This is a genomic window from uncultured Pseudokineococcus sp. (assembly GCF_947499845.1).
GTDB lineage: Bacteria > Actinomycetota > Actinomycetes > Actinomycetales > Quadrisphaeraceae > Pseudokineococcus.
Genome location: NZ_CANMPM010000001.1, coordinates 183,274 through 208,515 on the forward strand (window position 1 = coordinate 183,274; position 25,242 = coordinate 208,515).

The following is a 25,242-nucleotide window of genomic DNA, read 5'->3' on the forward strand; positions in this document are numbered from 1 at the left end:
GAGCACTGGAGCGCACCCGCATGAGCACCCGGCCCGAGCAGCGGGCGGGCGGCCCCGCCCCCCACGACGCGACCCGCGAGGGCGCCAGCCCGCCCCCACCGGTGACGCCCGGCTCGGCGTCCTCCCCGGGCGCCGTGGTGCGCGGGCGGTGGCGGACCTTCACGGGCTCCTTCGCCCAGTACCGGGTGCTGCCCGCGGTCGCCGGCCGGTCGTACCTGCCCATCACCTTCGGCGCCCGCCTGCCCATCACGATGGTGCCCGTCGGCGTCCTCACCCTCGGCGAGGTGTCGACGGGGTCGTCCGCGATCGCGGGGGCCGCGGCCGCCGGCGCCGCCATCGGCGAGGCCGTGGGCGCCCCCACGAGCGGGGCGCTCGCCGACCGCCTCGGGCAGCGGCGCGTGCTCCTCGTCGTCGCGGGGCTGCACGTGCTCGCCCTGGTCTCGCTGCTCGTCGCCGCGGCGAGCGCCGACCCGGTGGCGCTCGTGGCCGCCGCCGCGGGCGTGGGGCTGACGGTGCCGCAGATCGGCCCGCTCTCCCGCGTGCGGTGGATGGCGATGTCCCCGCGGCACGTCCGCACGGCCTTCGCCTTCGAGGGGACCGCCGACGAGGTGGGCTTCGCGCTCGGGCCCGCGGTCGTCGGGATCACCGCGACGCTCGTCGGCGGGTCGGCGCCCGTCGTCGTCGCGGCCGTCCTCGTCGTGGGCCTCGTGACGGCCTTCGCCCTGCACCCGTCGGCGGACGCCGTGCCGGTGCGCTCGCGGGAGGAGCGCGCCCGCGAGCGCGAGGATCGGCGGGCCGCCGCGACGCGCCGCCGCCGCGAGCCCCTCGTCGCCGTCCCGCTCGTCGGCATGCTCGCCATCGGCACCTTCTTCGGCGGCAGCAACACCGCCCTGACGGCGGCCGCGGCCGACGCGGGCGTGCCGACGGCGGGCGGGCTGCTCGCCGCCGCGATGGCCGTCGGCTCCGCGACGACGGCGCTCGCCGTCGTCGCCCTACCCGCCTCGCTCGGACCCTGGCGGCGGTGGGCCGGGTCGGCGGTCGTCCTCGTCGTCGGTGCGGCGCTCATGCTCTGGGCCGCGCCCGGCATCCCGTTGCTCGTGCTGACGACGGTCCTCGCGGGCTTCGCCGTCGGCCCCCTGCTCGTGACGATCACCGACGTCGCGGGCCGCCTCGCCCCCGAGGGCGGCGCCGGGCTGGCCCTCACGCTGCTGACGAGCGGCATCGTCCTCGGCGTCGCCACCGGTTCGGCGCTGGCCGGCCAGGCCGCCGAGCGCGTCGGACCGTCCGCGGGCTTCGGCGTCGGCGTCGTCGCCGCGGTCGTCCTGCTCCTGCTCGTCCTCGTCGCCGCCGCGACCCGCCGGCCCCTGCCGCCGCCGACGGCCTGAGGCACCAGCGGTGGACGCAGGACGCGGTCAGCCGCGCCGTCCGTCCGCCGCTGTGACGAGGGCTGTGCGCCCACGTCGCGGTGCACCGCGACGTGCGCGCACAGCTCTGCCGAAGGGCCGCTCAGCAGGACCGGGGGCTCAGTAGTACCAGGGGAAGGCTGACCAGTCGGGGGAGCGCTTCTCGAGGAAGGAGTCGCGGCCCTCGACGGCCTCGTCGGTCATGTACGCGAGCCGCGTGGCCTCGCCGGCGAAGAGCTGCTGGCCCACGAGGCCGTCGTCGGGGAGGTTCATGGCGTACTTGAGCATCCGCTGCGCCGTCGGCGACTTGCCGTTGACCTCGGCGGCGACGACGAGCGCCTCCTCCTCGAGGCGGGCGTGGTCGACGACGAGGTTCACCGCGCCCATCCGGTGCATGGCCTCGGCGTCGTAGGTGCGCCCGAGGAAGAAGATCTCGCGGGCGTGCTTCTGCCCGACCATCCGCGCGAGGTACGCCGACCCGTAGCCGGCGTCGAAGCTGCCGACGTCGGCGTCCGTCTGCTTGAAGCGGGCGTGCTCGCGGCTGGCGACGGTCAGGTCGCAGACGACGTGGAGGCTGTGCCCGCCGCCCGCGGCCCACCCGGGCACGACGGCGACGACGACCTTCGGCATCGTCCGGATCATCCGCTGCACCTCGAGCACGTGCAGGCGCCCGCCCTCGGCGCGCACGCGCGCCGCGTCGACGGTGTCCGCCGTCTCGCCGTCGGCGTACTGGTAGCCCGACCGGCCCCGGACCCGCTGGTCGCCGCCGGAGCAGAACGCCCAGCCGCCGTCGCGGGGGCTGGGGCCGTTGCCCGTGAGGAGCACGCAGCCCACGTCCGGCGTGCGGCGGGCGTGGTCGAGCACGCGGAGCAGCTCGTCCACCGTGCCGGGGCGGAAGGCGTTGCGGACCTCGGGGCGGTCGATCGCGACGCGCACCGTGCCGCGCTCGGGGCCCGGGCGCACGCACCGGTGGTACGTCGTGTCGACGAGGTCCTCGAAGCCGGGCACCGGTGCCCAGGCGCTCGCGTCGAAGAGCTCGGAGACGGGGGCGGGCGGCTCGTGGGTGGTGCTCACCCGCGGAGGATGGCACGCGGCGCGGGCCCGACCGGGGCCCCGGAGGCGCGGGGACCGCCCGGGACCGGCGAGGATGGGCCCATGTCGCTCGGCTGGGAGATCCTCCTCGTGCTCGTCTTCGTGCTCGTGGGCGGTGTCTTCGCGATGTCCGAGCTCGCGCTCGTGTCGCTGCGCGACGGCCAGGTCCGCGCCATGGTCGGCGAGCGCCTGCGCGGTGCCGCGGCGGTCGAGCGGCTGCGCGCCTCGACCAACCGCTTCCTGTCCGCCGTCCAGATCGGCGTCACGGCGGCCGGCTTCTTCGCCTCGGCGTACGGCGGGGCGACCATCGCCGGCCGGCTCACCCCCGTGCTCGAGGGCTGGGGCGTGCCGAGCGGCCTCGCCGGCACCGTCTCGCTCGTCGTCATCACGGCGCTGGTCTCCTACGTGTCGCTCGTCCTCGGCGAGCTCGTGCCCAAGCGCATCGCGCTGCAGAAGCCCGACACCGTCTCGCGGCTCGTCGCGCCGATGCTCGACCGCATCGCCAAGCTCGCGACGCCGGTCATCTGGCTGCTCGACAAGTCGACGAACCTCGTGGTCCGCCTCCTCGGCATGGACCCGGGGGAGGAGCGCGACGAGGTCAGCGAGGAGGAGCTGCGCGAGATGGTCTCGACGCACGAGGACCTCGACGACGACGAGCGCCGCCTCATCGACGACGTCTTCGCCGCCGCCGACCGCCGCGTCGCCGAGGTGATGATCCCGCGCACGGAGGTCGAGTTCCTCGACGGCGGCCTCACCCTCGAGGAGGCCGCCGGCGAGATCGAGCACCAGGCGCACTCGCGCTACCCGATCACCGGCGAGGGCGTCGACGACATCATCGGCTTCGTCCACGTCCGCGACGTCCTCACGGCCCTGCGCCACCAGGACCCGGCGAGCCGCCTGACGACGGTCATGCGACCGGTGAGCCTCGTCACCGGCACCCAGGCGGTGCTGCCCGCCCTGTCGGAGATGCGCCGCACCCGCCGCCACATCGCCGTCGTCGTCGACGAGTACGGCGGCACCGACGGCATCGTCACCCTCGAGGACCTCGTCGAGGAGCTCGTCGGCGACATCCAGGACGAGCACGACAGGGCCGAGGCGGACGCGGGCGCGGCGGTGCGCGGCCAGGTCGAGGTGTCCGGCCTCCTCCACCGTGACGAGGTCGCCGACGAGACGGGGGTCCAGCTGCCGGAGGGGAGCTTCGAGACGCTCGGCGGCTTCGTCATGGCCGAGCTCGGCCGCGTGCCCGCCGAGGGGGACTCCGTCGAGGCCCTCGGCCACCGCTTCACCGTCCTGCGCCTCGACGGCCGTCGCGCCGACCGGGTGTGCGTCGAGCGGCTCGGCGGCGACGACGAGGAGGGCGACGGCGCGGAGGACGGCGAGGCAGGCTCGTCCGGCGCCGGCCGCGAGCCCCACGGGAGGGCCGGCAGCGGCGAGGTCGGCACGGGCGTGACGGCCGGCGCCAGCGGCGGAGCGGACGGCGCCGGCGGGGCGAGCGGCGGTCCGGGGCGGGACTGAGGCGCGCGTGAGCGCCTGGACGGGCGGGACCCGGTCGCCCGCGCCGTGGCCCCCGCCGGGCGCGGAGGGCGCCCGCCTCCCCGCGGCGGAGGAGCTGCTGGCCGGCGCGTCCGTCGTCGTCCTGCCGCTGCGGACGCGCTTCCGCGGGCTCCACGAGCGCGAGGCCGTGCTGCTCCGCGGCCCGGCCGGGAGGGCGGAGTTCGCGCCCTTCGCCGAGTACGACGACGCCGAGGCGGCGTGGTGGCTGGCCGCCGCCGTCGAGGCGGCCTGGCTCGGCCCCCCGCCGCCGGTCCGCGACGCCGTCCCCGTCAACGCGACGGTCCCCGCCGTCCCCGCCGAGGAGGTGGCCGAGGTCGTCGCCCGCACGCCCGGCGCGCGGACGGCCAAGGTGAAGGTCGCCGAGCCCGGCGTCCCCGCGGACCTCGCGTTCGTGCAGGACCTCGAGCGGGTCGCCGCCGCCCGCGCCGCCCTCGGGGCCGGTGGGCGGGTACGGGTCGACGCCAACGGCGCCTGGTCCCCGGCCGAGGCCGAGCGCGCCCTCGCCGCCCTGCGCGGGCAGGGGCCGCTGGAGTACGCCGAGCAGCCGTGCGCCGACGTCGCCGGCCTCGTCGACCTGCGCGCCCGCCTCGCGGCCGCGGGCGTCGACGTGCCCGTCGCCGCGGACGAGAGCGTCCGGCGGGCGCAGGACCCCCTCGCCGTCGTGCGGGCCGGTGCCGCGGACGTCGCCGTCCTCAAGGTGCCCCCGCTCGGCGGCGGGCGGGCCGTCGTCGCGCTCGCGGAGCGGCTGGAGCGCGAGCACGGCGTGCCCGTCGTCGTCTCGAGCGCGCTGGACACGGCCGTGGGCATCGCCGCGGGCGTGCGGGCGGCCGCCGCGGTGCCGGGCCTGCGCCACGCCTGCGGGCTCGCGACGGGCAGCCTGCTGGCGCGCGACGTCGCCCCGCCGCTGCGCGTCAGCGCCGGGTCGCTGCCCGTCGCCGAGGCCGACCGCGTCCTGGCCGGCCCTGACCCCGACGACCTCGCGGCGACGGCGGCGCCGCCGGAGCGGGCCCGCTGGTGGCGCGAGCGCCTGCGGCGGGCCCACGCCCTCCTGGCGTCCGCCGCCGCGCCAGCCCGCGGCTGATCGCGGGCGCCGCCACGAGCATGACGAGCAGCCGGGCCACCTGGACGGCGAGGACGAACGTCACGTCCGAGCCGGTGGACAGGGACGCCGCGAGGACGGCGTACAGCCCGCCCGGCGTCGTCGCGAGGTAGCCGTCGAGCAGGCTCGCCCCCGTCAGGGCCGAGAGCAGGACGCCCAGCCCGGCGCACGCCGCGATGACGGCGACGATGAGGAGCAGCGCCGCGGGCAGCACCCGGCGGACGACGGCCACCGTCCCGCGGGTGAAGGACAGGCCGGCCTGCAGCCCGATGGCGCCGTAGGCCACCTGCACGAGCACCCCGGGCACCTGCGCCCCTGCGGAGAGCCCGAGCCCGCCGACGACGGCCGCCAGCACGAGCGGGCCCAGCAGGGTGCCCGCCGGCACCCGGGACACCCGGCCCAGGAGCGTGCCGACCGGTCCGACGACGGCCACGAGCAGCAGCCCGGCCCACCAGGGCCCGTCCGCCGCGTCGAGCGCGCCGCGCCCGGAGCCGGTGCCGACGCCGGTCACGAGCAGCACGAGGGGCAGGGACCCCGTGATGACGAGGACGCGCAGGTACTGCACGACGGCGACGAGCCGCTGGTCCGCGCCGAGGTCGCCGGCGATGGCGACGAGGCCCGAGGCCCCGCCGGCCGTCAGGGCGAAGGTGCCGGTCAGCGGGTCGACGTCGCGGTGGCGGCCCAGCAGCAGACCGGCCGCCAGGCTGACGACGAGCGTGAGCACCGTGACGACGAGGACGGGCAGCCAGTCCGCCGCCAGTCCCGTGAGGGTCTCCGGCTGCACCAGGGTCCCGATGAGCACCCCGAGGACCGCCTGCGCGGCCAGCGCGAGCGGCCGGGGCACCGCGCGCGGGCCGCGGGGGTGGTCACCCGCGAGGCCCGACAGGGCGGCCACGACGCCGACGACGAGGCCCGCGAACAGGACGCCCGAGGGCACGCCCACGAGCTCCAGCGCCCCGCCCGCCGCGGCGGTCAGCCCCGCGACGGCGGCCCAGCGCCACCAGGGCACCGCACGGACGGCCCGGGCCGCGCGCCCGACGGCGCCCCCGCGACCGGGTGCGCGGGGGGCGTCCCGCTCTCCTCCCGACGCAGCGCGCACGCGCCGATGCTCGCAGCCCGCCGGTCTCCGGGCGGCCCGAGGGCGGCCCGGGGGCGGCCCGGGGGCGGCCCGGGGTCGGCCCGGGGCGGTCCCGGGCGGCACCGCGGTCGCCGAGCGCCCAGGATGGGGCGATGCCCCACCCCGCCCAGACCTGCGCCGTCGCCGTCGTGGCTGCGCTGGTCGCCCGGGGCGTGCGGCACGTCGTCCTGTGCCCGGGGTCGCGCTCGGCGCCGCTGGCGTACGCGCTCGCCGACGCCGAGCGGGCGGGCGACCTCGCGGTCCACGTCCGCACCGACGAGCGGGCCGCCGCCTTCACGGCCCTCGGCGCCGGGCGGGCCACCGGCGTCCCCGCGGCCGTGGTGACGACGTCGGGCACGGCCGTCGCGAACCTCCACCCCGCGGTGCTCGAGGCCCACCACGGCGGCGTCCCCCTCCTCGTCCTGACGGCGGACCGTCCGCACACGCTGCGGGGCACGTGGGCCAACCAGACGAGCGAGCTGCAGGCCGGGCTCTTCGGGGCGGCGGTGCGCCTGGCGGTGGACCTCCCGGCGCCGCCGCCGGGTGAGGACCTCGCCGCGCACGCCGCCGGGTGGGCCCGCGCCGTGGCCGCCGCGGCCGACGCCGCCCGCGGCCTGGCCCCGCTGGGCGAGGACGGCGGGCCCGCGAGGCCGCCCGGGCGGCCGGGACCGGCCCACGTCGACCTCGCCCTCGCCGACCCCCTCGTCCCGGAGGGCGACGCCGCTCGCCCGCCCGTGCCTGCGCGCCGTCTGGCCCCGCCGCCGCGCGGCGGCGAGGTGCACGTGCTGGAGGACGGCCCCCGCACCGTCGTCGTCGCGGGGGACGCCCCGGCGCGCACGGGCTGGGGCGCGCGCTGGCTCGCCGAGGCGGGCGGGTGGCCCCTGCTCGCCGAGCCGAGCTCCGGGGCGCGCTCGGGCCCCTGCGCCGTGGGCCCCTACCGCCTGCTCCTCGAGCGGCCCGAGCTCGGCGGCCGGGTCGAGCGGGCCGTCGTCGTCGGCCGCCCCACGCTGTCGCGGCCCGTGGCCGCGCTGCTGGCCGACCCCGCCGTGGAGGTCGTCCAGGTCGTCGAGCACGCCGACGACCCCGGCCCGGCCCCGCGGCCCGGGCTGCGCCGCGTCGTGGGGACGGCCGTGCCGGCCGCCCTCCTCGAGCGCTCCGCGGCCGGACCCGTCGCCGGGTGGCACGCCGAGCGCGCCCTCGCGCCGGACGCCTGGCTCGCCGCCTGGCAGCGCGCGGGCCGGGCGGCGGCCCGGGCGCTCGACGCCGTGCTGGACGAGCCTGCGGGTGCGTCGGGGCCCGCGCTCACCGGCCCCCTGCTGGCGCGGGAGGTCGTCGCGGCCACGGCGCCCGAGGACCTCCTCGTGCTCGCGGCCTCGAACGCCGTCCGCGACGCCGACCTCGCCGCCGCGCCCGTCGACGAGCCGGCCCTCGACGCCCAGCGCGCGGTCCCGGCCCCTCCGCTGAACGTGCCCGCGGACGTGCGCCTCGTCCTCGCCGGGCGCGGACTGGCCGGCATCGACGGCACGCTGTCGGGCGCCGTCGGCGCCGCCCTCGCCACGGGGCGGCGCACCCGGGTCCTCGTCGGCGACCTCGCCGCGCTGCACGACGTCGCCGGCCTGGCGCTGCCGGTGGACGAGCGCGGGCGCCGGACGGCGTGGTCGTCGCCCCCGCAGGTGCAGGTCGTCGTCCTCGACGACGGCGGCGGCGGCATCTTCGGGCTGCTCGAGCACGGCGCGCTGGCCGACGCCGAGCCGGCGCGCGCGGGCGACGTCGAGCGCCTCTTCGGCACACCGCCCGGGGTCGACCTCGTCGCCCTGGCGCGCGGCCTCGGCGCCGGCGCCCGCCGGGTCGAGGACCTGGCCGACCTGCGCGCGGCCCTGCGCGCGCCCGTGCCGCCCGACGGGCCCGGGCTGGAGGTGCTCGTCGTGCCCGCCGACCGCGCCGGGCTGCGGGGGCTCCACGCCCGCCTGCGCGCCGCCGTGACGACCGTGCTCGACGACGCCGCGTGAGGACGCCGCGGCCCCGCCCGCCGCGGCGGCGGGGGAGCCGCGCGGCCTCCCGCGCCGGGGGACCACCACCACACGAGGAGCCGGCCTCCGTCGGCCCCGCACCGAGCAGGGGAGCACGCCCGTGAACGAGCGCACGCAGGACGAACCGGGACGCGGGGCCCCCGACCCGGGCAGCGCCACCGACCCCGAGGCGCGGTCCCGGCTCGGCGACAACGACGCGCCGCTCGAGGAGGAGCTCGACGAGGAGGTCGACGAGATCGTCGACGAGGGGGCGCAGCGGCTGCACCGCACGTGGACCGAGCTGCTCGTCACCGGCTTCTTCGGGGGGCTGGAGGTGGGGCTCGGGGTGCTCGCGCTCGTCGCCGTCTACGAGGCCACCGGGAGCCACCTGCTGGCCGGGCTCGCCTTCAGCATCGGCTTCCTCGCGCTGATGCTCGCCCACAGCGAGCTCTTCACCGAGGGCTTCCTCGTCCCCGTGACGGCCGTCGCCGCCAAGAACGCCTCCTGGCGCCAGCTCGTCCGGCTGTGGGGCGGCACCCTCGTGACGAACCTCCTCGGGGGCCTCGTCTTCATGGCCATCGCGATGACCGCCTTCCCGTCGCTGCGGTCGACGACCGTGGAGATGGGCGCGCACTTCGTCGACGCCGGGTGGTCCGCGGAGACGGTCATGCTCGCCGTCCTCGCCGGCAGCACCATCACGCTCATGACGCGCATGCAGCACGGCGCGGACTCCGAGACCGGCAAGGTGGCGGCGGCCTTCGCCGGCGGCTTCCTCCTCGCCGGGCTGCAGATGGTCCACTCCATCCTCGACTCGCTGCTCGCCTTCGGGGCCCTGCTCGTGGGCGCCCCCTTCGGCTGGCTCGACTGGCTGGCCTGGTTCGTGCCGACGGCGGCGCTCAACATGGTCGGCGGTCTCGTCCTCGTGACCGCCCTGCGGCTGCTGCGGAGCAAGGTCGCCATCGACGAGGAGCGCGAGGAGGTCGAGCAGGGGCGCTCCTGACGCCGGGGCGCTCGGCGGCGGCTGGCAGACTCCCCGGTCGTGACGCGCGCCGACCTCGACAAGCAGCCCTCCGAGGTGGCGGCGATGTTCGACGCCGTGGCCCGCCGCTACGACGTCACGAACGACGTCCTGTCCCTCGGCCAGGACCGCCGGTGGCGCCGCGCCGTGGTGCGCGCCCTCGACGTGCGGCCGGGGGAGCGGGTGCTCGACCTCGCCGCGGGGACGGGCACGAGCAGCGCGCCGCTCGCCGCCCTGGGCGCGCACGTCGTCGCCTGCGACTTCTCCCTGGGCATGCTCCGCGCCGGCGCCGCGCGCCGCGCCCTGCCCTTCGCCGCGGGCGACGCCACCCGCCTGCCCTTCGCCGACGGCGCCTTCGACGCCGTCACCATCTCCTTCGGCCTGCGGAACGTCACCGACACCGCCGCGGCGCTGCGGGAGATGCTGCGCGTCGTCCGGCCCGGCGGACGCCTCGTCGTCTGCGAGTTCTCGGCCCCGACGTGGCGGCCCTTCCGCACCGTCTACACCGAGTACCTCATGCGCGCGCTGCCGCCGGTCGCGCGGCGCACGAGCTCCAACCCCGACGCCTACGTCTACCTCGCCGAGTCCATCCGCGCGTGGCCCGACCAGCGGGCGCTGGCCCAGCGCATCACCGCGGCCGGGTGGGGCGACGTCGCCTGGCGCGACCTCACGGGCGGCGTCGTCGCCCTGCACCGCGCGGTGAGGCCCGCGCCCGCGGGGTGAGGCCTGCGCCCGCGGCGTGAGGGCGGTGCCCGCGGCAGGTGGGTCGCGTCCGACGTGGGAGAGGCGCCTGCGGTCGAGGTGCGCAGTCGGTGGGCCGGTGCTTCAGTTGACGGCGTAAGCACCGACCCCGAGACGAGGAGCCTCCCATGAGCGCCGCCGACAAGATCAAGAACGCCGCCCAGGACCTCTCCGGCCGGGCGAAGGAGGCCGTGGGCGGCGCCAAGGACGACGACGCGATGCGCGCCGAGGGCCAGAAGGACCAGGCCTCGGCCGACGTCAAGCAGCGCGGCGAGCACGTCAAGGACGCGTTCAAGGGCTGAGCCTCCGCTCTCCCTCACTGCTCCGCCTCCCCGGGCCCCGTCGCCGCGCGCGACGGGGCCCGTCGCGCGCCCGGCGAGTCCGCCCGGAGCGCGACCCGCCGGGCGTCGGGTCATCCGGGCTCCGTACCATGAGGACCACGGTCGGGGGAAGACCCGTCCGGCCCGGGCCGTGCGCCCGTGCGACCCCGCCACCCCTCCCGACCCTGCGAGGCGACGTGCCCTCCCCAGCCGCTGAGCGCTCCGCCGACGTCCTCGTGGTCGGCGCCGGACCCGCCGGCGCCACGGCGGCCCGCCACCTCGCCGCGGCCGGGGTCGACGTCCTCGTGCTGGAGAAGACCTCCTTCCCGCGGGAGAAGGTCTGCGGCGACGGGCTGACGCCCCGGGCGGTCCGCGAGCTGCTGGCCCTGGGGCTCGACCTCTCCCCGGAGGCCGGCTGGGTGCGCAACAAGGGCCTGCGGATCATCGGCGGCGGCATGCGCGTCGAGCTGCCGTGGCCCGAGCTCGCGTCCTTCCCCGACCACGGGCTCGTGCGCACCCGCCTGGACATGGACCACCTGCTCGTCGAGCACGCCCGCGCGGCCGGGGCCCGCGTGCAGGAGCGGACGAGCGTCACCGGCGCCCTGGTCGACGAGGCCACCGGCCGGGTCGTCGGCGTCCGCGCCCACCCCGTCGACGAGCGGGGCCGCCGCGCGGGGGAGGACGTCGAGCACCGGGCCCGGGTCGTCCTCGCCGCGGACGGCGTCTCCGCCCGGCTGGCCCTGTCCGTCGGCCTCGCCCGTCGTGAGGACCGGCCCATGGGCGTCGCGGTGCGCACGTACTACCGCTCCCCGCGCCACGACGACGACTGGATGGAGAGCTGGCTCGAGCTGTGGGACGGCGAGCCGGGACGCTCGCGCCTGCTCCCCGGCTACGGCTGGGTCTTCGGCGTCGGGGACGGCACGAGCAACGTGGGCCTCGGCGTCCTCAACTCCTCCAGCGCCTACGGCAAGGTCGACTACCGCGACCTCCTGCGGCGGTGGACGGCGACGATGCCGGCCGACTGGCAGTTCGACGAGGAGCACCGCGAGGGCCCGGTGCGCGGCGCGGCCCTCCCCATGGGCTTCAACCGGACGCCGCACCACCACGCCGGGATGCTGCTGCTCGGTGACTCCGGCGGCATGGTCAACCCCTTCAACGGGGAGGGCATCGCCTACGCCATGGAGTCCGCGCGCATCGCCGCCGACGTGACCGTGCAGGCCCTCGGGCGCCCCGACGCGGCCTCGCGGCTGCGGGCGCTGGACGCGTACCCGGCCGCCGTCCGGTCCGCCTGGGGCGGCTACTTCACGCTCGGGGCCGTGTTCGTCAAGATGATCGGCCACCCGGCCGTCATGGAGGCGGCCACGCGGCACGGCCTGCCGCGCCCGGTGGTCATGCGCCTCGTCGTCAAGCTGCTCGCCAACCTCACCGACCCGCGCGGGGGCGACGCGCTGGACCGCGTCGTCAACGGGCTGCAGCGCCTGGCCCCGGCGGCCTGAGGTGGCCGTGCACGGGGCGCCGGCCGCGTCCGGGACACTGGGGGGCGTGAGCCCCCGCAGACCCCTCCAGAGCACGCCGCCGGCCGGTGCCGGCTGGGGGGTCCCGGGGCCCTCCGGTGCGCTGGCCGAGCGCGTGGGGGCGCGGATGGAGGCGGTCGAGGCGCAGCTGCGCGCCGCCGTCGCGCACTCCGACCGGCTGGCGGACAGCACCTCCCGCCACCTCGTCGAGGCGGGCGGCAAGCGCGTGCGGCCCCTGCTCGTGCTCCTCGCGGGCGAGCTCGGCGACGGCGCGGCGCTCGAGGTCGTCGAGGCGGCCGTGGTCGTCGAGCTCACCCACCTCGCGACGCTCTACCACGACGACGTCATGGACTCGGCGCCGCTGCGCCGCGGGGCCCCGGCCGCCCAGCAGGTGTGGGGCAACAACGTGGCCATCCTCACCGGGGACCTGCTCTTCGCCCGCGCCTCCCGCCTCGTGGCGGCGCTGGGACCCGAGGCGGTGGAGATCCAGGCGGCTACCTTCGAGCGCCTGTGCCTCGGCCAGCTCCACGAGACGGTCGGCCCCGACGAGGGCGAGGACCCGGTCGCGCACTACCTCCAGGTGCTCTCGGACAAGACGGGGTCCCTCATCGCGACGTCGGCGCTGTTCGGCGCCATGTTCGGCGGTTGCGGGCAGCGGGTGCGCGACGTCGTCGTCGCCTACGGCGAGCGGGTGGGGGTCGCCTTCCAGCTCGCCGACGACGTGCTCGACCTCCTCGGCGACGACAGCGGCAAGCGCGCCGGCACGGACCTGCGCGAGCGGGTGCCCACGCTGCCCGTGCTCCTGGCCCGCGACGCCGCGGCGCGGGGCGACGAGCGTGCGGCCGCCGCCGTGGCCCTCGTCGACGGCCCGCTCGACGCCGACGACGAGCTCGCGCGCGCGGTCGCGGCCCTGCGGGCGCTGCCGTCGACCGACGTGGCGCGCGCCCGCGCGCAGCACTGCGCGCAGGAGGCCGTCGACGCGCTCGCGCCGCTGCCCGACGGGGAGGCGAAGGAGGCCATGGCCGCCTTCGCCGCCGCCATCGCCGACCGCACCCGCTGACGAGCGAGGCCCCGCGAGATCCGGAGCGCCGGAGCCTCGGCCCGGGAGGGTGGGCCGCACCGGACGGGCGAGCCGCGTCACTCCCTCGGGTGGCGCCGTGGCGCCACCGGTGACGACTCGGCCACAGCCCCGTCATCACCCGCTCCCAGGGAGCGCGCGCCGGTAGCGTCCGCGGGCGGCGGTGCCGGTGGGGCGCCGCGCGATCGAGAGGACGGCGATGGGCAGCAGCACCAGCACGGGGGGCCGGCGGCGGACCGCGGGAGGTGGTCGGTGGGCGAGCGCGAGGCTGCGTCCGGTGGGCGCGTGCGGCGGGGCGCTGGCGCTGCTCCTCGGGTCGGCGGCCGCCGCGACGGCGAGCACCGAGGGCGACGTCGTGGCGGTGCCCCTGGCGCCCGCGGCCGACGTCGTGAGCAGCCTGGTCCTCCCGGTGGAGAACCTCCCCGGGCTCGAGCTGACCGACGTGGTCGGCACGGACGCCTACACGGCGGTCCCCCTCGACCCCGGAGGCGAGGTGCGGATCACCCTCCCCGAAGGGCTGGAGGTCCCGGACCCGAGCGCCGTGACTCTGCGCATGGCCGACATCGACGACCCGCCCCTCGACGGGTCCGAGAGCCTCACCTTCACCGCCGACGGCAGCAGCGCCCTGACCGCCGAGGCCGTCGACGGCGAGCTCGTCGTCGTCGTCCCGCCCGAGGCGGACCTGGCGCTCGAGGACGAGACGGAGGGGGTGCTCACCTACCCCGTCGCCGGGGACGTGCCCGGTCTCGCCGCCGAGGAGGCCTTCTACGACCTCGATCTGGGGACCGACGTCGCAGCGCCCTCGGTCGACCTGGCGCCCGTGCTGCTGACGACGAGCTACCTGGAGGCCCCGGCCGTCCAGGCCGGTGGGTCGCTCGAGCTCTCCCTGCCGGACGGGTCGCCGCTGCGCGAGGCCGGCGTCCGGTCGCTGGAGGACGTCGTGGTGGTCCTCGACGACCTCGGCCGGGACGAGGCTCCGCCGTCGCCGACCGTCGCCGCCTCCGAGGACGCCGTCCTCGTGTCGCTCGGCGCGTCGACGGCGCCCGGCGACTACCGGGCCGCCGTCCTCCTGCCCGTCGCGGACGGGACCGGCGCGGTGCTGGCGCAGCGGGCGAGCGCCACGTCACTCCTCTTCGAGGTGACCGCGGCCCCGGCGCCCTCGCCGTCGCCCGAGCCGACCGGGCAGCCGACGACCCCGCCGACGGTGCAGCCGACGACCGCCCCGACGCGCCCGGCTGCGAACCCGGGTCTGCGCTCCAACACGGGTGTCGAGGCCGCGACGGACGGCTCCGACCGCGACGCGCTGCTCGTCGGGGGCGGGGCCGCGCTCGTCGCGGCCGCGGGTGCCACCGTGCTCGCGACCCGTCGCCGCTCCGCACGCTGAGCACCCCTTCGACGCCACGGCCCCCACCCGCTCCGGGGTGGGGGCCGTGGTCGTCGGGGCGACGGGGCGTCTCAGCTCGTCGGCGCCACCCGCTCCCAGGCGCCCGAGCGGAAGGCGTCGACGAACAGCCGGTGGTCGGCCCGCGTGCGCGCCGAGCAGGCGTGGGCCCAGTCGACGAGGTGGTCGACGAGGGCGTCGACGCGGCCGTCGACGACGCGGCTGACCTCGTCCTCGACCACCACGCCCACGAGCTCGCCCGCCGGGTCGCCGCCGCCCGCGCAGTGGATCTTGGCCGTGGCGCGTCCCAGGGCGTCCACGAGGCCCCGCATCTCGTCGGGCTCGTCCACGTCGTCCCAGTCGAGGTCCGCCTCGTGCGGCGAGACCTCGGTGACGACGAAGCCGTGGACCCGGTCGCCGGTGCCGGGCAGCCGCGTCCAGCCGACGAGCGGCGCGGCGTCGGTCTGCAGGGCCCGCTGGGACAGGGCGGTCCGGTGGCAGTGGTGCTCGAAGGCCCGGGCCACGCGCTCGTCCTCCACGACGCGGCTCGGGCAGGCGACGTCGCCCTGCTTCACCGACAGGAGCAGGTCGTCGTCGACGGCCTGGCTGCGCCCTTCGACGAGGACGGTGTAGGCGGGCAGGCCGGCGCTGCCGATGCCGAAGCCGGAGCGCCCGACGACGTCGAGCACCTCGAGGGTGGGCCGGTGCCCCCGCAGACCCTCGCGCAGCGTCTCGCGGTAGGCCCCGAAGGCCTCGACGACGCGCTCGCGCTCCTCGTCGTCGAGCAGGCGGACGCCGCTGCGCTCCGTGAAGCGCCGCCGGTGGTCCTCCACGGTGGTGCGGGCGTCGAGGAAGCGGTGCCGGGACGCGAGCTTCGCCGACTGCAGCGAGCGCAGCACGGGGCCGTCGGCGTTGTCGAGGGTCAGGGCCCAGCGGTCGGCCTCGGGCGAGGTGCGGTAGCGGTCGACCTGGTCGAGGTAGGCGCGGACGTAGCCGCCGACGAGGTCGTCGATGGCCTCGTCGGGCAGGGCCTTCTGCCAGGACAGCAGCGCCAGGCTCGCCGTGAAGCGCCGCAGGTCCCAGGTCCAGTGGCCGAGGTAGGCCTCGTCGAAGTCGTTGACGTCGAAGACGAGGCGGCCGTCGGCGTCGAGGTGGGTCCCGAAGTTCTCGGCGTGGAGGTCGCCCTGCAGCCAGATGCGCGAGGTGCCCTCGTCGACCCAGTCGTCGTCGACGCCCGCGGAGAGGTGCGCGAGGTCGTCGTAGAAGAGCGCGGCGCTGCCGCGGTAGAAGGCGAAGGGGTCGCGCGCCATCTTGCGGAAGCGGGTGCGGAAGCCGGCCGGCGACGACTCCATCATCGGGGCGAAGGCGTCGTCGAGGACCCGGACGATGGTCTCGCCGCGCTCGTCGTCCGGCGGCCCGGGCGTGCTCGCGTCGGACCGGTAGGACGGGTGCGCGGGGCGGGCGTCGGAGGGCACGCCCCGATGGTGACCTCGGCGGCTCAGCCGCGCGCGGCGGCGAGCGCGGAGCGCGCGAGGACGGCCCGCCGCCGCGCCGCGCGCAGCGTGTCGGTCGTGAGGACGACGAGCGCCAGCCACACCAGCGCGAAGCCCACCCAGCGCGTCGGCGGCATCTCCTCGCCGAGGAGCAGGACGCCGCACAGCAGCTGCAGCACGGGCGTGAGGTACTGCAGGAGACCGATGGTCGTCAGCGGCACCCGACGAGCGGCCGCCCCGAAGAGCAGCAGGGGCACGGTCGTCGCCACGCCCGTGGAGACGAGCAGCGCCGTGTGCACGGGCCCCGCGCTCGTGAAGGTGCCCTCGCCCGCGACCTCCAGCACGACGAGGGCCGCCAGCGCGAAGGGCGCGAGGAGCAGCGTCTCGCCCGTCAGTGACACGAGGGCGGGGGTGCCCCGGCCCACGCGGTTCTTCGCCAGCCCGTAGGAGCCGAAGGTGAGCGCGAGCACGAGCGCGATCCAGGGCACGCGCCCGTAGTCGACCGTGATCACGCCCACGGCCACGACACCGATGCCGACCGCCGCCCACTGCGCCGGACGCAGCCGCTCGCGCAGCAGCAGGACGCCGAGCAGCACGGTGACGAGCGGGTTGACGAAGTAGCCCAGCGACGCCTCGATGACGTTGCCCGACTGCACGCCGTAGATGTAGACGCCCCAGTTCGCCGCGATGGTCACCGCGGCGAGGCCCAGCCATCCCGTCCGGGTGCGGTCCGCCAGCAGCGCGCGCAGGTCGCCGAGGCCGCGCAGCACGGCGAGGAGGACGGCGCACAGGAGCAGCGACCACAGGACCCGGTGCACGAGGACCTCGACCGAGCCCGCGGGGGCGAGCGCCGAGAAGTACAGCGGGAAGGAGCCCCAGAGCGCGTACGCCGCGACACCCATGAGGGTGCCGCGGCGGACGTCGGCGGGGTCGGCCCCCGCGCCGGCGCCAGGGGCGCTCCCGGTGGCCGGCGCGGGAGCGGTGCTCAGCGGACCACCCAGGTGTCGCCGCCCGCGATGAGGGCGTCGAGGTCGGCGTCGCTCGCGGGGCCGCCGGCCTCCGCGCGAGCGGAGTCCACCTGGTCGCGCACGAGGTCGTCGTAGGTCGGCCGCGCGACGGCGCGGAAGACGCCGACGGGCACGTGCGCCATCGACGGGCCGTCGAGGCGCGAGAGCGCGAAGGCGCGCGTCGGGTCCGCCGCGGCGGCGTCGTGCACGACGACGTCGCGGCCGGCGGCCTCCGCCGCCGGGACGACCTCGACGCCGCCGCCCGGTGCGGTGACGACGACCTTCTGGTCGTCCTCGCGCCCGAAGCGCACCTCCTCGCCGTGCTCGAGGCGCACGAGGCGCGCCTGGGCCTCGCCCGAGTCCTTGAGGACGTCGAAGGCGCCGTCGTTGAAGATCGGGCAGTTCTGGTAGATCTCCACCAGCGAGGTGCCGCGGTGCTCGGCGGCCGCGCGCAGCACCGAGGTGAGGTGCTTGCGGTCGGAGTCCAGCGTGCGCGCCACGAAGGTCGCCTCGGCGCCGAGCGCCAGCGACACCGGGTTGAAGGGGGCGTCCACCGACCCGGCCGGCGTCGACTTGGTGACCTTCCCGACCTCGGAGGTGGGGGAGTACTGGCCCTTCGTCAGCCCGTAGATCCGGTTGTTGAAGAGCAGGATCGTCATGTTGACGTTGCGGCGCATCGCGTGGACGAGGTGGTTGCCGCCGATCGACAGCGCGTCGCCGTCGCCCGTGACGACCCAGACCGACAGGTCGGGCCGCGAGGCGGCGAGCCCCGTCGCGATGGCCGGGGCGCGGCCGTGGATCGAGTGCATCCCGTAGGTGTCGAGGTAGTACGGGAAGCGGGAGGAGCACCCGATCCCGGAGATGCAGACGATGTTCTCCTTCCGGAGCCCGAGCTCGGGCATGAAGCCCTGCACGGCCGCGAGGACGGCGTAGTCGCCGCACCCGGGGCACCAGCGCACCTCGTTGGCGGCGGTGAAGTCCTTCTTCGACAGGGTCGTGCCCTCGGGCAGGCGCGGGACGTCCTCGGTGCCGCTGCGGACGCCGGGCAGGCCGAGCGGGGTGGTGGTCGTGCTCATCGACGGGCCTCCTGGGGGCTCTCGGCGACGGCGCCCGCGGCGGGGGAGGCCGCGGCGGCGGAGTCGGTGTCGGGCAGGGCGGCGACGGCGTCGCGGACGACGTCGAGCAGCTCGCCGGCGCTGAAGGGGCGGCCGCGGACGCGGCCGTGGCTCTGCACGTCGACGAGGTAGCGGGCGCGCAGCAGCAGGGCCAGCTGGCCGCCGTTCATCTCCGGCAGGACGACCCGGTCGTAGGCGCGCAGCGCGTCGCCGAGGCCGGGCGGGAAGGGGTTGAGGTGGCGCAGGTGCGCCCGCGCCACCTGCAGGCCCTCGGCGCGGGCGTCGCGGACGGCCGCGGCGATGGGGCCGTAGGTCGAGCCCCACCCGAGCACGAGGACGCGGGCACGCGTGCCGTCGGGGGCGACGGGGTCGTCGACCTCCAGCGGCGGCACCGCGACGCCGTCGACCTTGGCCTGGCGCAGGCCCGTCATGCGCTCGTGGTTCTCGGGCTCGTAGGAGATCTCGCCGGTGACGTCGGCCTTCTCCAGGCCGCCGATCCGGTGCTCCAGGCCCGGCGTGCCGGGGACGGCCCACGGGCGGGCGAGGGTCTCGGGGTCGCGCAGGTACGGGCGGAAGGCGGGGCGGCCGTCGTCGCCCGCGCCGTTCGGGCCGGTCGCCTGCGCCGGGTCGATGGCCGGCAGGTCCGCCACGCTCGGCAGCGCCCAGGGCTCCGAGCCGTTGGCGAGGTAGCCGTCCGACAGCAGGATGACCGGCGTCCGGTAGGTCACCGCGATGCGCACGGCCTCCATCGCCGCCGTGAAGCAGTCGGTGGGAGAGGACGCGGCGACGACGGGCAGCGGCGACTCGCCGTTGCGGCCGTACATCGCCTGCAGGAGGTCGGCCTGCTCGGTCTTCGTCGGCAGGCCCGTGGACGGCCCCCCGCGCTGGACGTCGACGACGACGAGCGGCAGCTCGAGCATGACGGCGAGGCCGATGGTCTCGGCCTTGAGGGCCAGGCCGGGGCCCGACGTCGTCGTCACGCCGAGGGAGCCGCCGAAGGACGCGCCCAGGGCGATGCCGACGCCGGCGATCTCGTCCTCGGCCTGCAGGGTCGTCACGCCGAAGCGCTTCATGCCCGACAGCGCGTGGAGGATGTCGCTCGCCGGGGTGATGGGGTACGAGCCGAGCACGAGCGGCAGCCCCGCCTTGTGGGCGGCCGTCGCGAGGCCGTAGGCGAGGGCGGTGCTGCCCGTGATGTTGCGGTAGGTGCCGGCCGGGTGCTCCGCCGGCGCCACCTGGTAGCGGACGGCGAAGCCCTCGGTCGTCTCGCCGAACGCCCAGCCGGCCCGGAACGCCGTGAGGTTGGCGTCGCGGATCTGCGGCTTCTTCGCGAACTTCGTCTCGAGGAAGCGCTCGGTCGCCTCGGTCGGGCGGTCGTAGAGCCACGAGAGCATCCCGAGGGCGAACATGTTCTTCGCCCGCTCGGAGTCCTTGCGGGACAGGCCCGAGTCCTTGAGGGCCTCGACGGTCATCGACGTCAGCGGCAGGGCGTGCACCTGGTAGGACTCCAGGCTCCCGTCCTCGAGCGGGCTCACGGTGTAGCCGACCTTCTGGAGGCTGCGCCTCGTGAACTCGTCGGCGTCGGCGATGATCACGCCGCCGCGCGGCAGGTCGGCGATGTTGGCGCGCAGGGCGGCCGGGTTCATCGCCACGAGGACGTCGGGGGCGTCGCCGGGCGTGAGCACGACGTGGTCGGCGAACTGCAGCTGGAAGCTCGAGACGCCCGGGAGGGTGCCCTGGGGGGCGCGGATCTCGGCGGGGAAGTTCGGCAGGGTCGCCAGCGCGTTGCCGAGCGACGCCGTCTCCGCGGTGAAGCGGTCGCCGGTGAGCTGCATGCCGTCGCCGGAGTCGCCCGCGAAGCGGATGACGACGCCGGCCACCTTCTGCACGGGCGTCGACCCGGGGGCCGACGGGGCCGGGGCGCCGTCCTCGACGCGGGGGGCGGTGGGGGCGTCGGGCGTGGGCGACTCGAGACGCATGACGGCGGCAACACCTCGGGGGTCGGGGTCCATCCCGGCTTCTCGACCGATCCGCTCGGGAGACTTCTCGAGCGGGCGCGGAGCGGGGCGCGGGACTGGGGGCCCGGTCATCGTAGGCGGGGAACGCGGACCCGCCGGACGGCGTTGTGGCACGTGAGACGGCACCCGTCCCGGGTCCGCCGTCGTGCCAGGTCACCTCGGCAGGAGGAGCACGGGTCGTCCATGGGCCACCAGCACTTCAACGGCGTCAAGACCGCCGTCCTGTTCGGCGCCTTCGGCGCGCTCGTCCTCGGCGCGTCCTGGCTCGTCTTCGGGGGCAGCACGCAGGGGCTCCTCATCGGCCTCGTGCTCGCGCTCCTCGTCAACGGCATCTCGTACTGGAAGAGCGACACGCTCGCCATCAAGGCCATGCGCGCGCGCCCCGTGAGCGAGGCGGAGCAGCCGGCGATGCACCGGATCGTCCGCGAGCTGTCCGTCGCGGCGGGCAAGCCGATGCCGCGCCTGTACGTGTCGCCCACCCGTGCACCCAACGCCTTCGCGACGGGCCGCAACCCCGAGAACTCGGCCGTGTGCTGCACCGAGGGCATCCTCGAGCTGCTCGACGAGCGGGAGCTGCGCGGAGTCCTCGGCCACGAGCTCATGCACGTCTACAACCGCGACATCCTCACGTCGTCGCTGGCCGCGGCGATGGCGAGCGTCATCACCTTCCTCGGCTACGCGGCGCTGCTCTTCGGCGGCGGGAACCGCGAGAACGGCGGCGGCAACCCCGTCGCCGGGATGCTGCTCCTCTTCCTCGGCCCGCTGGCCGCCGGCCTCATCCAGATGGGCATCAGCCGGACCCGCGAGTACGACGCCGACGAGGACGGCGCCCGCCTGACGGGCGACCCGCTCGCCCTGGCGAGCGCGCTCCGCAAGCTCGAGCGGGGCACGAAGGCGGCCCCGCTGCCGCCGGAGCGGGACCTCGTGAACTCGAGCCACATGATGATCGCCAACCCGTTCCGGGCGAAGGACGCGCGGTCGCTCTTCTCGACCCATCCGCCGATGGACCAGCGCGTCGCCCGCCTCGAGGCGATGGCCGGCTACCGCGGCTGACGCCGTCCCACCTCGAGGGCCCCGGACCGCACGGTCCGGGGCCCTCGTGCGTCATGCCCGGCCCGTCGCCTCCCGGGGGCGAGTCGTCGCCTGTTCGCCCCTCGGTGGGGTCTTCGGGGGGCGAGTCGTCGCCTGTTCGCCCGTCACGCGGGCACCGGGGTCAAGGGCGAGGGCGAGAGGAGGCTCGTGCCGCAGCTGCTCGGACGAGCGCCACGGCGCGGCCTGGCTCCGCGAGGTCGGCCGCCGTGATCCTCAGCGACACCCATCCCGCAGCGGTGAGCGCGTGGTCCTGCCGTCGGTCCTTCTCCTGCTGCAGTCGCAGCGCGTGCCAGGCGCCGTCGTAGAAGACGGCGAGCCGGACGCCGACGACGGCGAGGTCTGCTCGGAGGATGAAGACGCCGCGCTCGTCGCAGATGTCGAGCTGGACGTCGACGTCGACACCGGCCAGCACGAGGACCACCCGGAGGACCGACTCCGGTGGCGACTCGGCGCGCGGGTCGGCGAGCGCGAGCGCTGCTCGGACACGGACGACGCCGTGGTCGCGGCGTCCCTCCAGCCACCGACCCAGCCGGGGCAGGTGCACCAGCCCCGCTCGCGCCAGCCCGTCGAGGCGGGCCGTCGCAGAGGGCAGTGACTCCCGGGCGGCGGCGTCGAACGCCATGCGCTCGGGTGGCGCGAGCCGCGTCGTCCGCCAGGGGCGGCCCGGCCCCGAGGTGCTGCGCGACCGACGGACGCGCACGTCGCGACCGACAGGATGCCGGCCGCCCTCCTCGGGGACGACCAGCTCGACCCGGTCGCTCCACCCCAGGAGAGGGACGCCCAGCACGGTGGCTGCAGAGGCGCCGGTCACGAGCGCCTCGGCGGGGAGCACGAGACCCGCACCCTCCACCCGGAGGGCGTGGTCGCGCGGGACGTCCGCCGGGGCGTACACCCCGGGGACGACGCGCACGAAGGACGGGCCGCGCAGCTGCTTCGGCGTCAGGGCGCCCTCGGCGACGGCGTGGCTGCCGACGAAGACCCGGGGGAAGCCGGTCGCGCTCGAGGTCACCCCGTGAGGGTGAGGTCGACGAGCACGGCCTGACGGCCGTCGTCCACAGGCTCGTGTCGTCGCCGTGCGGAGCGGGTGGGCGAGCAGTGGGCGACTCGCCCCGAGTCCGGCCTGAGGGGGCGATGCGGCGACGACTTGCCCTCTCCTGGGCCTGATGAGGGGCGAACGGGCGACGACTTGCCCTGACGTGGGCAGGCCTGGGTCAGACCCCCAGCCGGGCGAGCACCTCCGCGCGGGCGAGCGCCCAGCACCGGCTGCGCGGGTCGAGGTGGGCCTGGTGGTCCTCGCCGGGCACGAGCTCGACGCGCACGTCGTCCCCGGCCGCCCGCGCCGCGGCGGCGTAGCGGTCGGCCTGGTCGGGCGGGACGACGTCGTCGAGGTCGCCGGTCAGGCACAGGACGGGGACGCCGCACGGCGCGAGCGCGGCGGGAGAGCTCGTGGCGTAGCGTTCCGGCACGTCGCCCGGCGCGCCGCCGAGCAGCGCGGCGACGGCGCCGCGGCCGAGGTCGTCGGCGTGGGCGGCCGCGAGGTCGAGCACGCCCGCCTGGCTGACGACGGCGAGGGGCCGGAGCCGCGGCCCCGCCCCCGGGGCGCCCGCGGGCAGCCGGTGGCGCGAGGCCGCCCAGGCGGCCAGGTGCCCGCCCGCCGAGTGCCCGACGACGACGGCGCGCCCCGCGTCGAGCCCCGCCGCCGGCGCGACGTCGACGAGGAGGTCGAGGGCCGTCGCCGCGTCCTCGAGGGTGGCGGGCCAGCCGCCGCCGTCCCCGACGGCGCGGTAGTCGACGAGCCACACCGGCACGCCCGCCGCGAGGAGGTCCGCGGCCACGTGGTCCTCGAGGCGCCGGTCGTAGGCGAGCGACCCGTCCGCGGCGCCGGGGCGCCAGAAGCCCCCGTGCACCAGGACGGCGACGCCGTCCGTGCGGCGCCGCGCCGGCAGGTGCAGCTCGGCGACCTGCCGCGGGGCCGCCCCGCAGCGGTGCGCCGACGGGGCGCCGTCACCGCCCGGCAGCACCGGGGGGACGGGCGCCGCCGGGGTGGTCCCCGCCGTACCGCTCACCGGTAGTTGGTGAACTGCAGCGCGACGTCGAGGTCGGCGCCCTTGAGGAGGGCGATGACCGCCTGGAGGTCGTCGCGGCTCTTCGCGCTGACGCGCAGCTCGTCGCCGGTGATCTGCGGCTTGACGCCCTTGGGGCCCTCGTCCCGGATGATCTTGGAGATCTTCTTGGCGTCCTCCGAGGACAGCCCCTCCTTGAGGGTGGCCTCCTGCCGGTGCTCCTTGCCGGAGGCGCGCACGTCGCCGAGGTCCAGAGCCTTGAGGGACACCCCGCGCCGGATGAGCTTGGTCTGCAGCACGTCCAGGACGGCCGCGACGCGCTCCTCGCTGTTGGCCACGAGCACGACGCGCTCGCCGCTCCAGGCGACGCTCGCGTCCGTGCCCTTGAAGTCGTACCGCTGGGAGATCTCCTTCGCGGCCTGGTTGATCGCGTTGTCGACCTCCTGGCGGTCGACCTTGCTCACGACGTCGAAGGACGAGTCGGCGGCCATGGGGCTCCTCCTGGGGGTGGCGGTGGCGGTGCGGGCGGGCGTCCGGCCCCGCGCGACGGGGCGGGGCGGGTGCCGCGCGGCGGCGGCGGGCGACGGACGCGAGGCGTGCGTCGGCACGTCCGGTCCTTGCTATCGTCGCCCACGCACACCGGGCCCCGCGCCCGGCGGTGCTCGCGAGGCAGGTTGCCCGAGCGGCCAAAGGGAGCTGACTGTAAATCAGCCGGCACAGCCTTCGCAGGTTCGAATCCTGCACCTGCCACGTCGCTCGCGAGAGGGCGTCCCGGAGCTCCGGGACGCCCTCTCGTGCGTCGCGGCGCTCGTGCCCGACCGGTGCGGCCGTCGGTTTCGGCGTCGACGGGGGAGCCGTGTACGCTCCTCGACCGTGCCCGCTCGCGGGTGCCGCCCCAGTAGCTCAGTCGGCAGAGCGTCTCCATGGTAAGGAGAAGGTCTAGGGTTCGATTCCCTACTGGGGCTCTGCGGCTCCGCCCGGCGCCCTCCGGGGCCCGTCGGGCGGAGCGCTCGGCGAGGTAGCTCAGTGGTAGAGCAAACGGCTCATAATCGTTGTGTCGCGGGTTCGATCCCCGCCCTCGCTACGCCTGCGGCTCGCCGCCGACGGCGCCGGGCCCGGCCCGGGCCGCCGCCGGAAGGGCGCCAGCCGCTCGGGTGTTGCACCTCCTGCGAGGGGACGGGCGGCACCGCCGACGAGCACCGCCCGCACCGACGACCCACCGAGAGGCTCCCGCCGTGGCCAGCAAGACCGCTGACGTCCGACCGAAGATCACGCTCGCCTGCACCGTGTGCAAGGAGCGCAACTACATCACCAAGAAGAACCGCCGCAACGACCCCGACCGGATCGAGCTGGCGAAGTTCTGCCCGCGCTGCGGCAACCACACCGCGCACCGGGAGACGCGCTGAGCACCACCACCCCAGGCCCCCGGACCACCTGAGGGCCCCGGGCACGGGGCCGACGACGGCCCGCGGAGCCCCAGCACGACCCCGGACGGCGGGGCCGCCCCCGGCGGCCCCGCCGTCGTCGTCCCACCGGTCAGCCCTCGCACGCCAGCCCGCGCGAGGGCGCCGGCCCAGCTGCAGCGGAGGAGCGACGTGGCCGTCGACCAGAGCTTCGTCGGGCGGACCTACCCGCCCGAGGACGTCTACGAGGTGAGCGCGGAGAAGGTCCGCGAGTTCGCGAGCGCCGTCGCCGGTGCCGGCTCCGCGACGGTGCTCGGGGGACCGCTGGCCACCGCCGACGTGCCCGCCGTCCACACCGACGCCGCCGCAGCCCGGGCCCTCGGCCACGCGGACGTCGTCGCGCCGCCGACCTTCGCCGTCGTGCTGGCCCAGCGCAGCGACGCCCGCTTCCTCGCCGACCCGGCGGCCGGGGTGGACTTCAGCCGGGTCGTCCACGGCGAGCAGTCCTTCACCCACCACCGGCCCGTCGTCGTCGGCGACCGGCTCGTGACGACGCTGCACGTCGACGGCGTCCGCGTCGCCGCGGGCAACGCCATCGTGACGACGCGCAACGAGATCGCCACCGAGGGCGGCGAGCCGGTCTGCACGGCCACGTCGGTGCTCGTCGTCCGGGCTCCCGAGACCCCGGCGCCGCGGACCCAGGAGGACGGCGCGTGAGCGCGACG

General features: G+C 76.9%; 21 protein-coding genes, 3 tRNA genes and 1 pseudogene. 16 read left to right on the forward strand and 9 right to left on the reverse strand.

Annotation, left to right across the window (positions count from 1 at the left end):
- Positions 1-20: 20 nt before the first annotated feature.
- The gene (locus Q0789_RS00880) at positions 21-1,385 is read left to right on the forward strand and encodes an MFS transporter (RefSeq protein ID WP_298801315.1); all 1,365 of its coding nucleotides are present in this window, start codon (positions 21-23) and stop codon (positions 1,383-1,385) included.
- 138 nt (positions 1,386-1,523) lie between these two features.
- On the opposite strand, the gene Q0789_RS00885 is transcribed toward Q0789_RS00880, so the two are convergent.
- Positions 1,524-2,477: a 1,4-dihydroxy-2-naphthoyl-CoA synthase gene (locus Q0789_RS00885; protein ID WP_298801316.1), complete on the reverse strand. Its 954-nt coding sequence runs from the start codon at positions 2,475-2,477 to the stop codon at positions 1,524-1,526.
- Between the two features lie 81 nt (positions 2,478-2,558).
- Between Q0789_RS00885 and Q0789_RS00890 the strand changes: the two genes are divergently transcribed.
- Entirely contained in the window at positions 2,559-4,010 is a 1,452-nt protein-coding gene (locus Q0789_RS00890) for a hemolysin family protein (protein WP_298801317.1), read from the forward strand.
- Positions 4,011-4,104: 94 nt separating this feature from the next.
- Positions 4,105-5,130, forward strand: a complete 1,026-nt coding sequence (locus tag Q0789_RS00895) for an o-succinylbenzoate synthase (protein WP_366917592.1) — start codon at positions 4,105-4,107, stop codon at positions 5,128-5,130.
- 52 nt (positions 5,131-5,182) lie between these two features.
- Here Q0789_RS00895 and Q0789_RS00900 read toward each other — a convergent pair.
- A pseudogene (locus tag Q0789_RS00900) lies at positions 5,183-6,349 on the reverse strand (AbrB family transcriptional regulator); the annotation flags it as partial.
- Between the two features lie 29 nt (positions 6,350-6,378).
- Between Q0789_RS00900 and menD the strand changes: the two are divergent.
- From menD to Q0789_RS00935, 7 genes are all read left to right on the forward strand, one after another.
- Positions 6,379-8,274, forward strand: coding sequence for a 2-succinyl-5-enolpyruvyl-6-hydroxy-3-cyclohexene-1-carboxylic-acid synthase (gene menD, locus Q0789_RS00905; protein ID WP_298801319.1), 1,896 nt, complete (start codon positions 6,379-6,381; stop codon positions 8,272-8,274).
- 121 nt (positions 8,275-8,395) lie between these two features.
- Positions 8,396-9,274, forward strand: coding sequence for a formate/nitrite transporter family protein (locus tag Q0789_RS00910; protein ID WP_298801320.1), 879 nt, complete (start codon positions 8,396-8,398; stop codon positions 9,272-9,274).
- 39 nt (positions 9,275-9,313) lie between these two features.
- Positions 9,314-10,015 (forward strand): demethylmenaquinone methyltransferase, encoded by a 702-nt coding sequence (locus Q0789_RS00915; RefSeq protein ID WP_298801321.1) that lies wholly within the window; start codon positions 9,314-9,316, stop codon positions 10,013-10,015.
- Positions 10,016-10,161: 146 nt separating this feature from the next.
- Positions 10,162-10,335, forward strand: a complete 174-nt coding sequence (locus Q0789_RS00920) for a CsbD family protein (RefSeq protein ID WP_298801322.1) — start codon at positions 10,162-10,164, stop codon at positions 10,333-10,335.
- 215 nt (positions 10,336-10,550) lie between these two features.
- Complete coding sequence (locus Q0789_RS00925) at positions 10,551-11,849, forward strand: geranylgeranyl reductase family protein (protein ID WP_298801323.1); 1,299 nt, start codon at positions 10,551-10,553, stop codon at positions 11,847-11,849.
- Positions 11,850-11,994: 145 nt separating this feature from the next.
- Positions 11,995-12,927 (forward strand): polyprenyl synthetase family protein, encoded by a 933-nt coding sequence (locus Q0789_RS00930; RefSeq protein ID WP_366917593.1) that lies wholly within the window; start codon positions 11,995-11,997, stop codon positions 12,925-12,927.
- 295 nt (positions 12,928-13,222) lie between these two features.
- Complete coding sequence (locus tag Q0789_RS00935; RefSeq protein ID WP_298801325.1) at positions 13,223-14,329, forward strand: hypothetical protein; 1,107 nt, start codon at positions 13,223-13,225, stop codon at positions 14,327-14,329.
- Between the two features lie 71 nt (positions 14,330-14,400).
- Here Q0789_RS00935 and Q0789_RS00940 read toward each other — a convergent pair whose 3' ends face one another.
- The 4 genes from Q0789_RS00940 to Q0789_RS00955 form a co-directional block, all read right to left on the reverse strand.
- The gene (locus Q0789_RS00940; protein WP_298801326.1) at positions 14,401-15,801 is read right to left on the reverse strand and encodes a DUF2252 family protein; all 1,401 of its coding nucleotides are present in this window, start codon (positions 15,799-15,801) and stop codon (positions 14,401-14,403) included.
- Between the two features lie 23 nt (positions 15,802-15,824).
- Positions 15,825-16,721, reverse strand: a complete 897-nt coding sequence (rarD, locus tag Q0789_RS00945) for an EamA family transporter RarD (RefSeq protein WP_298801327.1) — start codon at positions 16,719-16,721, stop codon at positions 15,825-15,827.
- Between the two features lie 83 nt (positions 16,722-16,804).
- Positions 16,805-17,902: a 2-oxoacid:ferredoxin oxidoreductase subunit beta gene (locus Q0789_RS00950; protein ID WP_298801328.1), complete on the reverse strand. Its 1,098-nt coding sequence runs from the start codon at positions 17,900-17,902 to the stop codon at positions 16,805-16,807.
- Entirely contained in the window at positions 17,899-19,953 is a 2,055-nt protein-coding gene (locus Q0789_RS00955; RefSeq protein WP_298801329.1) for a 2-oxoacid:acceptor oxidoreductase subunit alpha, read from the reverse strand. The genes Q0789_RS00950 and Q0789_RS00955 overlap by 4 nt, the downstream gene beginning before the upstream one ends.
- A gap of 189 nt (positions 19,954-20,142) precedes the next feature.
- On the opposite strand from Q0789_RS00955, the gene htpX reads away from it, so the two are divergent.
- Positions 20,143-21,012 carry a zinc metalloprotease HtpX gene (gene htpX, locus Q0789_RS00960; protein WP_298801330.1) on the forward strand — a complete coding sequence of 290 codons (870 nt, stop codon included), beginning with the start codon at positions 20,143-20,145 and terminating at the stop codon, positions 21,010-21,012.
- A 160-nt stretch (positions 21,013-21,172) separates the two neighbouring features.
- On the opposite strand, the gene Q0789_RS00965 is transcribed toward htpX, so the two are convergent.
- From Q0789_RS00965 to Q0789_RS00975, 3 genes are all read right to left on the reverse strand, one after another.
- Positions 21,173-22,060, reverse strand: a complete 888-nt coding sequence (locus Q0789_RS00965; RefSeq protein ID WP_298801331.1) for a hypothetical protein — start codon at positions 22,058-22,060, stop codon at positions 21,173-21,175.
- Between the two features lie 202 nt (positions 22,061-22,262).
- On the reverse strand, positions 22,263-23,117 hold the full coding sequence (locus Q0789_RS00970) for an alpha/beta hydrolase (RefSeq protein WP_298801332.1): 855 nt from the start codon (positions 23,115-23,117) through the stop codon (positions 22,263-22,265).
- Positions 23,114-23,605 carry a YajQ family cyclic di-GMP-binding protein gene (locus Q0789_RS00975; RefSeq protein WP_298801333.1) on the reverse strand — a complete coding sequence of 164 codons (492 nt, stop codon included), beginning with the start codon at positions 23,603-23,605 and terminating at the stop codon, positions 23,114-23,116. The genes Q0789_RS00970 and Q0789_RS00975 overlap by 4 nt, the downstream gene beginning before the upstream one ends.
- Positions 23,606-23,782: 177 nt before the next feature.
- Here Q0789_RS00975 and Q0789_RS00980 point away from each other — a divergent pair.
- The 5 genes from Q0789_RS00980 to Q0789_RS01000 all read left to right on the forward strand — a co-directional run bounded on the left by Q0789_RS00980 (position 23,783) and on the right by Q0789_RS01000 (position 25,234).
- Positions 23,783-23,864 (forward strand) — tRNA-Tyr (locus tag Q0789_RS00980).
- 142 nt (positions 23,865-24,006) lie between these two features.
- Positions 24,007-24,079: transfer RNA gene (locus tag Q0789_RS00985), tRNA-Thr, on the forward strand.
- A 47-nt stretch (positions 24,080-24,126) separates the two neighbouring features.
- Positions 24,127-24,198 (forward strand) — tRNA-Met (locus tag Q0789_RS00990).
- A gap of 151 nt (positions 24,199-24,349) precedes the next feature.
- Positions 24,350-24,520 (forward strand): 50S ribosomal protein L33, encoded by a 171-nt coding sequence (gene rpmG / locus Q0789_RS00995; RefSeq protein ID WP_171202547.1) that lies wholly within the window; start codon positions 24,350-24,352, stop codon positions 24,518-24,520.
- 189 nt (positions 24,521-24,709) lie between these two features.
- The gene (locus tag Q0789_RS01000; RefSeq protein WP_298801334.1) at positions 24,710-25,234 is read left to right on the forward strand and encodes a MaoC family dehydratase N-terminal domain-containing protein; all 525 of its coding nucleotides are present in this window, start codon (positions 24,710-24,712) and stop codon (positions 25,232-25,234) included.
- Positions 25,235-25,242: the final 8 nt, after the last annotated feature.